The sequence below is a fragment of the Mesorhizobium prunaredense genome (assembly GCF_900156895.1).
Lineage (GTDB): Bacteria > Pseudomonadota > Alphaproteobacteria > Rhizobiales > Rhizobiaceae > Mesorhizobium > Mesorhizobium prunaredense.
The window spans coordinates 130,973-139,794 of record NZ_FTPD01000010.1 but is presented as its reverse complement, the minus strand read 5'-3'; the positions used below and the strand labels follow the sequence as shown (position 1 = coordinate 139,794).

Genomic DNA, 8,822 nt, shown 5'->3' with positions numbered 1-8,822 from the left:
GCCTGAACATCGAGCGACGCCGGATCAATGTTGAGGCCAGCACCTGGCTGAACGACATTTGCGACAATGAGACCGACAATCAATGCGAGGCTCGAGAAGGTGAGGAAATAGATCATTGCCTTGCCGGCGACCCGGCCGACCTTCTTGAGATCGTTCATGCCGCCGATGCCTGTCGCAATTGTCAGGAAGATGACAGGCGCGATGATGATCTTCACGAGCTTGATGAAAGCATCGCCGAGCGGCTTCAGAGCCTCTCCGGGCCCCGGACAGAAATAGCCCACTGCGACACCGAGGGCGACGGCGGCAAGCACCTGAACGTAAAGCCGCGCAATATGGGGCTTACGAGGCCCGGCGTTCGCGCTGTGGACTTGTGGAGCTAACACCGTTTCTCTCCCTGCCGGATCGGGGCGGGCTCTTCCTTGCTTCAAGGCCTCTCACTGGCGGCGCTCCGGTCGAACGCTGCTGCCATCTCGGGCGCAAGTGCCGTGCCAAGCAGCGGCGGCGCGATAACGCGCAGGACCTCTCACGCAGTGCCGCATTCGCCGCAGCCGCGTGCCCTCTTAAAAACAAGGGCAGACCGTCGGCGGACATGCGGCCTGGCAGCGGCCGAAAGGTCGTCGAGGCAACCTGTTTGCCTTGGTGGCTGCGATCGGGATCTAGATGGTCAACATCTGGCCCGTCGAACCGAAAATCCGCGGGCGCATTTCCCGCACAGGCGCGACTAAACGCCTCTCCTGTTTCCCCAGAGCATAACGTGCAACTGCGGCAACACGCGTGCTTCGAACCACCTGTCGTGTGTCACCTTTTCCACAAGCCACTCCATGCGTTTTATTATTCCGTCCAGGTCGACAGGTGCGTCTTCATTGCCAGGGCGCGGTGGCGTGTGATTGCCGGGTTGCAGATAGACCGGAAGGCGCGGAAATCGCGCCGCGGCGTCTTTGGCGTAGGCGTAGTCATTCTCGTCGAAAACAACGAGCTTGAGCACGATTTGCGGCTTCTGCTGCGCCGCTTCTATGCACGCCTGGAATGCAGCCCAATCGGTCCTCATTTCGCTTGACGGCGGCTTTGGGCTGAGAACCAGCACATCAAGATCCGCAAACCAGTCCCTGACCACCGAACCCTGGGTTTCCAGCGCAAAACGGTAACCTTCACCATGGCCTCGCTCGATCAGCGCACCGAAGGGCTGAATGGCCGGATTACCGCCTGACAGCGACACCATCACTGGCCGGCCACCGGAAAGCCCAACGACGCTTTGCCACACCGCATCGATTGGCATCATCTCCCATTCGTGGCGGAATTGACTGTCCACCGCATGGAGGCTGTCGCACCAGGAGCACCGGTAGTCACACCCGCCGGTTCTGATGAAGACTGTAGGCAAACCGATGAGCACTCCCTCGCCCTGGATCGTGGGCCCAAATATCTCGCTCACACGGATTGCGGGACACGTGTCCGTCACGGCCGGTATTCCGCCCAGGTTTTCGGGGTTTCGCTCACCCGCACGGCCGCGGTTTCCGGCAGACGTGCCTTGCACCATTCATAGAAATGTCTGGCCAAGTATTCCGCCGTGACTTGCTCATGTCCCAGCACCTCGTTGAGGTGCCGATGGTCGAGGCTCTCGTCGATATAGCGTTTGAGGGGCGCCAGATCGTGATAGTCGCGCACGAAGCCGTGCGCGTCCAGGTCCTTCGCCGAAAGTTCCACTTCGACGATGTAGTTATGCCCGTGCAGGCGCGCGCACTGATGATCCGGCGGCAAAGAGGTGAGCTGGTGCGAGGCCGAGAAGTGGAATTCCTTGGTGATGCGGAACATCAGGCGCTCCTCCTCCGCAGCGCCTCGAGCCAGAAGACAGGGTCTTCGTAGTCGGTAGGATCAGCGTGCCCCGCGAGATGAAACGCCTCGCGCCGCTCCACGCAGGTCCCGCACCGTCCGCAGTGACGCTCGCCGCCCTTGTAACACGACCAGGTCTCCGCAAATGGCGTTCCGTGTCTTGCTCCATCCCGGACGATGTCGCCCTTCGTGAGGTTGACGTAAGGCGCATAAAGGCGAATCTCTGCGTAGCCTTCCAGCGCCCGGTCTTGCATCATCTGGAAAGCTTCGATGAAGGCCGGACGGCAATCTGGATAGATGAAATGGTCCCCACCATGTACGGCCATCGCCACCGCTTCGGCCTTGTGCGCGGTGGCGAGACCGAAGGCAATTGCCAACATGATGGCGTTCCGGTTCGGCACTACCGTGATCTTCATCGTGTCTTCGGCGTAGTGGCCGTCCGGCACGTCGAAATTATCGGTGAGCGCTGAGCCGGAAAGGCCGCGGCCGATTTCGGGGATGTTGATGATCTGGTGCATAGTGTTCAGCCGCTCCGCGCAGAGAGCGGCGAAGCCCAATTCTTTCCTGTGCCGTTGGCCGTAATCGAAAGACAGGAGGCCGGCGAGCTCGTGCTCCGCTGCCACGCTGTGAGCAAGGGAAACGGAGTCCAATCCGCCGGAGCAGATGACGAGAGTCTTCATCGTGGTATCCTTGTTTTGACCGGGTAAGGCTGCGACCGGAGATTTCTCTGCGGTCCCCCTACCCCAGCGAGTCAACTTTGTGAACCCGGTGGAGTCTGGTCGCTGACGTGCCGTGGCGCACCGGGCACCGACAGCGGGCTCTTTCATGGATGTCCAAACCCAAGCATATGCTCAGAAGGACAGATGCGAAGCGACCTCGAGGCATTGCTGGGAAAGAAGCTGACCTATCCAAATCTGCGTTACGGATGCTTGCATAGGCCACACGCAAATTGGCGAAGTAACGAGGAAGGTACGGAGTTCGTTAACGGCGGGAGTGCAGAAGCCCAAGTTCAAGGACAGTGCGCGCGCCCCGCTTCAGGATCAGTTCGATCTGGAACACGAATCCGTCGTTGCAATCACCCCTATATTGCGCGCAATAGCCTACATGGCGTTGGATGAACTGGATTTGGCGATTTTCCAGATGGCGGTCGAAAGCGTCCGCTCACTTTCCCTAAGCTTCAACCAAAAAGCCGCAGAGATAGCCACGAGGAGCCACGGTGTCCTGGTTTTCGACGTGCGGGTCGATGGTGACTCGGAGGTCCAGCGGATCGCAGCCATCCGATATCGAGCCGACCAGACGGGCGTGGTCGCGTTGGACAGACAAGGCCTTGTTACCCGCTCTTGCATGGTCAATGGCACTTTCTCACATTTCATTTCGCCATTGGAGAACTGGGCCAGCATGCCCCTGTCAATGCAGGCCAAGATCGATGTCACCGTCCATGCCGGTCTCTTCCTAGGCGCCTTGCGAAATGCCGGTCATATGCTTGGCAGCTAGCATATGACCGGAATGCATCTGTGGATTTTTGGCTCCACCTGCGCGTCCGAGCGGCCGGCCACCGAGGCTCTGTGGCGCGCGGATGTGTCCGGGGAGAGCGCGACGATCTGCTGCACACGTTCGGATATACCTCACGCGCACGAGCCGCGCTCCTTAGTTACCTTCTCCTTCACTTTACAGGGATTGCGCGAAAATATTCCGCTGGTGCGCCTGCTTGGCGGTTACGCCGCGCTTCTGCAGTTAATCGAGCAGGAAAATCGCGCAATCAGTGGAGATCCACGAGAACTGGCTCGAGGCGACCCGCTACCTCAACATTGATCATCTGCGCGAGCACAAGAAGGAGAACCTGAGGGCATTGGCCGCCTGAGACGCGGCCCGCCATGTCCGCCGCTCCGCTAAATACGGGGGCTGCGCGGCGGAGACGCCAACGTCACCGCTAATGCCACGCCATTTTTGCAGAACTTGACGCGCACAACCTACTGCCCTACTGCCCTAATGCCCTAATGCCTACTGCCTTATTGCCCTCCCCCCCTACTTTCTTCGCAAAGGCAGTACGACACCATGACGTCAGACCCGGAATTTCCGGACGATTTTCGCGCCGATCTGGCCAATCTCTTCCTGTGGCGGCGAGACGTGAGGCGATTCAAGCCGATGCCGCTCCCCGAAGGCGCGCTGGAACGGCTGCTTGACATCTCCAGCATTGCGCCCTCGGTCGGGCTGAGCCAGCCCTGGCGTTTCGTCATGGTCGAGAGTGCGGGATGCCGCGCCGCCGTCAGGACATGCTTCGAGCGCTGCAATGCGGAGGCGCTCGCATCGTTCGGCGGCGAACGCGCCGCGCTCTATGCGCGCCTGAAGCTTGCCGGCTTGAACGAAGCGCCTTGTCAGTTCGCGGTCTTTGCCGACCGCACGACGCAACAGGGACATGGGCTCGGCCGCCTGACCATGCCCGCAACCATCGAATATTCGGCGGTGATGGCGATCCACACTTTTTGGCTGGCGGCGCGCGCCGAAGGAATAGGCATGGGCTGGGTCTCGATCCTCGACCCGGCCGAAATGGCGACGATCATGGACGCACCGCCGGAGTGGACGCTGATCGGTTACTTCTGCGTCGGCTACCCCTGCGAGAACCACAGCCTGCCGGAACTGGAACGGGAGGGCTGGGAAGTCCGGCGCGCTTCGATTGTGATAAGGCGGTAGTGCAACGGCGACGCTGCCATCTCCCCCTTGTGTCGGCTCGCGGGGAAACAATAGACCTGCACGCTTATTGGGATCGAATGTTCCTTTAACAGCCGCCTCTCTCCCCTTAGGTTTCCCTCATCGCATTGCACTGGTTCAACCCTCCGGTCTCTGTCAAGACCGACCGACCTGGGAGGACCTACGGGGTCAACCACGTCGAAGGTGCCGCTGAGGAATTCATGAAGTGGCCGAATAGGGGACCCAAGTGGAAGATCCAAGCCTGCGTCGACGCCTTTGAAGACCGGGTGACCCCCCAAGATGTCCGCGCGGCCTTCGAGGCTGCTGCTGAGGAAGAGGGAATGCTGTAGCATGCAGGTCGACCTGTTGCCCTCACGCGCTGGTGCTTTACAATCAGGTGGCAAACTGATCATGCAATTCACCGATCCTGCGGGCTTCACCCCAGCCTTGAGCGTGCGCTCTTAGGCCTACGGCAGCGTTGATCCACGCCAGCACACTTCTTACATGGGAGCATGAATACGAACCCCGTTCGGCGAGCTATTGCGCGATTCACCATTCGTTCACTTTATTAGCGCACGTTCATAAGCGGACACTGTTGGTGTAGCTCGTACGTGCCCAAAGCCCCGGCGCATCGACCCAGCGCCGGGGCTTTTTTGGTACCAGAAGGCACCGCTGAGAGGAGCAATCGTCCAGCGGTGCAGGCCTTGGCTGCTCTGTGAACGATTCCGGAGTTGCTGCTTTTTTGCGGCGTAAAGAAATCCGGCTTTTACGGCGTCCAAAAACTCGGTGTCTGCGGCGGGGCGCGCCATTTGGCGTGGTAACGCTGGAATTGCGGATTGCACCTAAAAACTTCCTGGGCCCAGGTCGTGCGGGGGAAGCGACCGAAATAGTCGTAAGCTTCGCACTACGCCGTCCGGCCAGCATATCAACCGTACGTAGCGCCCGCGGGCAGGAGCATAGGTCAGGCTGAGCATCGTTAAGCGCTACGCCGACAGGCCGAGAACCGGTTGCCATAATACCGGTCCGTTCAGACGTCCCCTCCAGCGGATGCGCTTGAGGCTAGCGTGGGAAATCTCGAGAAAACCGGCGACCGCCTCCGTCTTACCGACCGGCTTCGGCTGTCCGATGCGCGACAACGGCCACGTTGCGAGACGCAGGATCCGTTCCATGCGCGTATCGGTCACTGTCACAATCCGAGTGAGATTGTTCGCCAAGCCGAATTCGATCATGCCGGCGAAGAGCTCGTAGGTTGCTTGCGCCAGTCCGCCAGACTTAGGCGCTGATGGAGGGAGATCGAGTGCGAAACGACTGCTCTCCCAAATGCGGGCACTCGCGGGCGCCGCAGTCTCGCCCAGCAGCATCGGAAAGGTGTCGCGCAACATTGTCGGTCCGGTAGTCGGTAAAAGACGGACGCAACCGCAAATTCGCCAGTCGGATCCCTTGAGAAGCAGATAGACGGGGTTCAGGCTGTCAAATGCGTCTGTTTCCATCTCGCTTTCGGTCTGAACTTCCCAATCCAGCCTTTCCTTGAAGACCCGATGCCTGAGCCCGTGCATTTCGTTGAGCTCGTTTGGAAACTCGCCGTAGAGTTCAGGTGTTATCAGCTGCATCATCTGTCGCCTCCGTGCAGGATGTGTTCCCGCCATCGAAGAGCAAAGCCGACATTGATGCAGCCTGTAGACCTTTACAGCTTTCCAACAAAAGGAGTCAGGATCTCCACTGACGGGAAGCAGTCAGCCGTGCTACGCCCTGGTTGATCGTTCGCACGCCAAGCTTTGCCTTAGCGTTTTCCAGATGGAAGGTCACGGTGCGTTTCGAGACGCCGAGGATCTGGCTGATATCCCAGGCGGACTTACCGCGCGCCGCCCATTTCAGGGATTCGAACTCCCGCGGGGTCAGCGTTATGCCATCCACCACGCAATCTTCGGCGAGCTTGCGCCGGGCATGTATATGAAAGTTGATTGCGACCAGCTGCAATGCTTTTTCGTAGCGAGTGAGTGATCGCAAGAGAGGCGGACGGGATTGGTCGGAAGCGAAGGTCAGCGCCGCAAACCGGCCGCGATGGTCATGCATGGACATGGTCAATCCGCCGCGAATGCCAAAGTGAGCTGCTTTTTCCAGGATTTCTTGCTGCGAGGCCGGCAGACACTGGCGGGGTCGATCCACGCCCCAATCAAAAGTATCCCAGCCTTGCAGCCCGCGCAGGATCACCGGATCATGGCTGTGGTAGCGCAGTTGCAGATAGTGCGATGTCCAGGATGAAGGATAATTTGAAATCAATCGCGGCGTCTGGCCGGAGACCGACGGGTAACTGAAATAGGCGAAGAGCGGAAAGTCGAAGCCGGCTGCGGCGGACGCCATCGCCTCATGGAGGTCGACCGCATCGACGCTTGCAGAGAGTTGCTCGACGAAGTTTTCGAATACGCGATACATCAGCCCTTTGCGCGACCTCCTCGAATGTTGCTCGATGCCAGGCGGAAACCTGGGTCTAAATGACCCCGCATCGATGCGACGCGGACGATTTGGTCGCCATCATCGCCGGCATTACTTTGCTGCTTCCCCGTGAAGCGAACGCCGCGCACCTGGCCGCTTACCAACCGGGGATGTTGAGACGTTATCGATGAGCCGTGTGTCGCCGAGCCAAGCCGCGACAAGCAAGCGTGCTGGTCGGTCAAGCCTTGCTAGCGGCTGCAGGTCTGTTTCGCCGCGAAGTTCCAGGTATTCGACCTCGCGATAGCCTGCCGCCAGAATTGTTGCACGCGCTTCATCAAGCATGGGCAAGACAGGAGAGCCACGCGCAAGCCGCTCAGCCGTGTCGAGCAAGACCAAAGCCAGCTTTGGGGCAATGGCGCGTTCTGCTGGCGAGAGCCGGCTATTGCGCGACGATAGTGCAAGACCATCGGTTTCGCGGACTGTCGGACATCCGACCACGGTGATCGGGATGTCGAGGTCCCGGACCAAGCGCCTGACAAGCTGAAGCTGCTGGAAATCCTTTTCGCCAAAGAAGGCGAAGTCAGCGCCGGTCTGCAGGAAGAGCTTGGCCACGACCGTCGCCACGCCATCGAAATGGCCGGGCCGGAAGGCGCCGCACAGGCCCTCGCTGAGAGTGGACACCGAAACGGCCGTGGCGAAGCCCGCTGGATAAATCTCGTCTGCATCCGGCACATACAGCAGATGTGCGCCTGTCGGCACGAGCTTGGCAGCATCTTCGTTTTCCGTCCGGGGATAGGCGGCAAGGTCGGCGGCACTGTTGAACTGCTTGGGATTGACGAACAGCGTCACGACTACCCGCTCGGCCTTCTGAAGCGCGGCACGCACGAGGCTCAGATGGCCTTCATGCAAGGCTCCCATGGTCGGCACAACGGCGATACGGGTGCCTGAGCGACGCCATCCCGCGGCAACAGCGCGGAGCTCGGCAACGGTTCGAACGATCGGCACGCTCATGTGACGCCTCCGGCCTTCGTCTCGTTGGCGTAGAGATGTTCGGCCGCCGGAAAGCGCCGTTCCCTCACGTCGGCGGCGTAAGCCGCAATCGCCGCATCGGCCTGGTCGCCTAGTTCGGCGTAGCGCTTGACGAATTTCGGCCGGAAAGAGCTGAAAAGCCCGAGCATATCGTCGCTCACCAGAATCTGACCGTCGCAGGCGAGCGAGGCGCCGATGCCGATGGTTGGGACGGCGATCTCCGCAGTGATGCGCTTTGCGAGGGGCTCGGGCACTTTCTCCAGCACCACGGAAAAGGCGCCGGCCTCCGTGACCGCACCGGCATCGCGCCTGATGCGCTCGGCATCGTCTCCCCGCCCCTGGACGCGGTAACCGCCGAGAGTATTGACCGCCTGCGGCGTCAAGCCGACATGGGCCATGACAGGCACGCCGCGCGCGGCGAGGAAGCGGATCGTCTCGGCCATGGTCTGGCCCCCTTCGAGCTTCACCGCTGCACAACCGGTCTCCGCCATCAGGCGCGCAGCGTTGCGGAAGGCCTGCTCGGGGCTTTCTTCATAGGAACCGAATGGCAGGTCTACGACCATCAATGCTCGCACCAGACCGCGGCGCACCGCCTGGCCGTGCATGATCATCATGTCGAGAGTGACGCCCAGCGTCGACGAGAGGCCGTGCAGGACCATGCCGACGCTGTCGCCGACGAGAACGATGTCGCAGTGTCGATCGGCCAACCTGGCGATCGGCGTGGTATATGCCGTCAGGCAGACGAGTGGAGTCTGGCCTTTCCGCATCCGAACATCCGGCGGTGCAATTCCCTTTGGATCACCAGCTGCGCTCAAACCATCCCTCCTTCCCTTGCGTTACCCGCC

The 8,822-nt window shown here is 60.4% G+C and carries 11 protein-coding genes; 3 read left to right on the top strand and 8 right to left on the bottom strand.

The window, feature by feature from the left end; genetic code table 11:
- The 4 genes from BQ8794_RS36350 to queC form a co-directional block, all read right to left on the bottom strand.
- The coding region (locus BQ8794_RS36350; protein WP_244554911.1) for a cation:dicarboxylate symporter family transporter at window positions 1-383 on the bottom strand (383 nt) is incomplete at its 3' end.
- Window positions 384-721: 338 nt separating this feature from the next.
- Window positions 722-1,456 carry a 7-carboxy-7-deazaguanine synthase QueE gene (gene queE / locus BQ8794_RS10050; RefSeq protein WP_008874720.1) on the bottom strand — a complete coding sequence of 245 codons (735 nt, stop codon included), beginning with the start codon at window positions 1,454-1,456 and terminating at the stop codon, window positions 722-724.
- Window positions 1,453-1,809 carry a 6-carboxytetrahydropterin synthase QueD gene (gene queD, locus BQ8794_RS10045; RefSeq protein WP_065010611.1) on the bottom strand — a complete coding sequence of 119 codons (357 nt, stop codon included), beginning with the start codon at window positions 1,807-1,809 and terminating at the stop codon, window positions 1,453-1,455. Before queD ends, queE begins: the two co-directional genes overlap by 4 nt.
- Entirely contained in the window at window positions 1,809-2,507 is a 699-nt protein-coding gene (gene queC / locus BQ8794_RS10040) for a 7-cyano-7-deazaguanine synthase QueC (RefSeq protein WP_077376440.1), read from the bottom strand. Before queC ends, queD begins: the two co-directional genes overlap by 1 nt.
- A 424-nt stretch (window positions 2,508-2,931) precedes the next feature.
- Between queC and BQ8794_RS10035 the strand changes: the two genes are divergently transcribed.
- The 3 genes from BQ8794_RS10035 (at window position 2,932) to BQ8794_RS10025 (ending at window position 4,865) form a co-directional block, all read left to right on the top strand.
- The gene (locus tag BQ8794_RS10035; protein WP_040592906.1) at window positions 2,932-3,321 is read left to right on the top strand and encodes a hypothetical protein; all 390 of its coding nucleotides are present in this window, start codon (window positions 2,932-2,934) and stop codon (window positions 3,319-3,321) included.
- A 561-nt stretch (window positions 3,322-3,882) separates the two neighbouring features.
- Window positions 3,883-4,518, top strand: a complete 636-nt coding sequence (gene bluB, locus BQ8794_RS10030) for a 5,6-dimethylbenzimidazole synthase (protein WP_008874728.1) — start codon at window positions 3,883-3,885, stop codon at window positions 4,516-4,518.
- A gap of 125 nt (window positions 4,519-4,643) precedes the next feature.
- Entirely contained in the window at window positions 4,644-4,865 is a 222-nt protein-coding gene (locus BQ8794_RS10025; protein ID WP_008874729.1) for a DUF982 domain-containing protein, read from the top strand.
- Between the two features lie 633 nt (window positions 4,866-5,498).
- Here the strand turns inward: BQ8794_RS10025 and BQ8794_RS10020 are convergent.
- The 4 genes from BQ8794_RS10020 to panB form a co-directional block, all read right to left on the bottom strand.
- Window positions 5,499-6,128 carry an acyl-homoserine-lactone synthase gene (locus BQ8794_RS10020; protein WP_008874730.1) on the bottom strand — a complete coding sequence of 210 codons (630 nt, stop codon included), beginning with the start codon at window positions 6,126-6,128 and terminating at the stop codon, window positions 5,499-5,501.
- A 94-nt stretch (window positions 6,129-6,222) separates the two neighbouring features.
- Window positions 6,223-6,948 (bottom strand): LuxR family transcriptional regulator, encoded by a 726-nt coding sequence (locus tag BQ8794_RS10015; protein ID WP_077376328.1) that lies wholly within the window; start codon window positions 6,946-6,948, stop codon window positions 6,223-6,225.
- Window positions 6,949-7,059: 111 nt separating this feature from the next.
- Entirely contained in the window at window positions 7,060-7,959 is a 900-nt protein-coding gene (gene panC, locus BQ8794_RS10010) for a pantoate--beta-alanine ligase (protein WP_008874732.1), read from the bottom strand.
- Window positions 7,956-8,744, bottom strand: a complete 789-nt coding sequence (gene panB / locus BQ8794_RS10005; protein WP_425293528.1) for a 3-methyl-2-oxobutanoate hydroxymethyltransferase — start codon at window positions 8,742-8,744, stop codon at window positions 7,956-7,958. Before panB ends, panC begins: the two co-directional genes overlap by 4 nt.
- Between the last annotated feature and the right edge of the window lie 78 nt (window positions 8,745-8,822).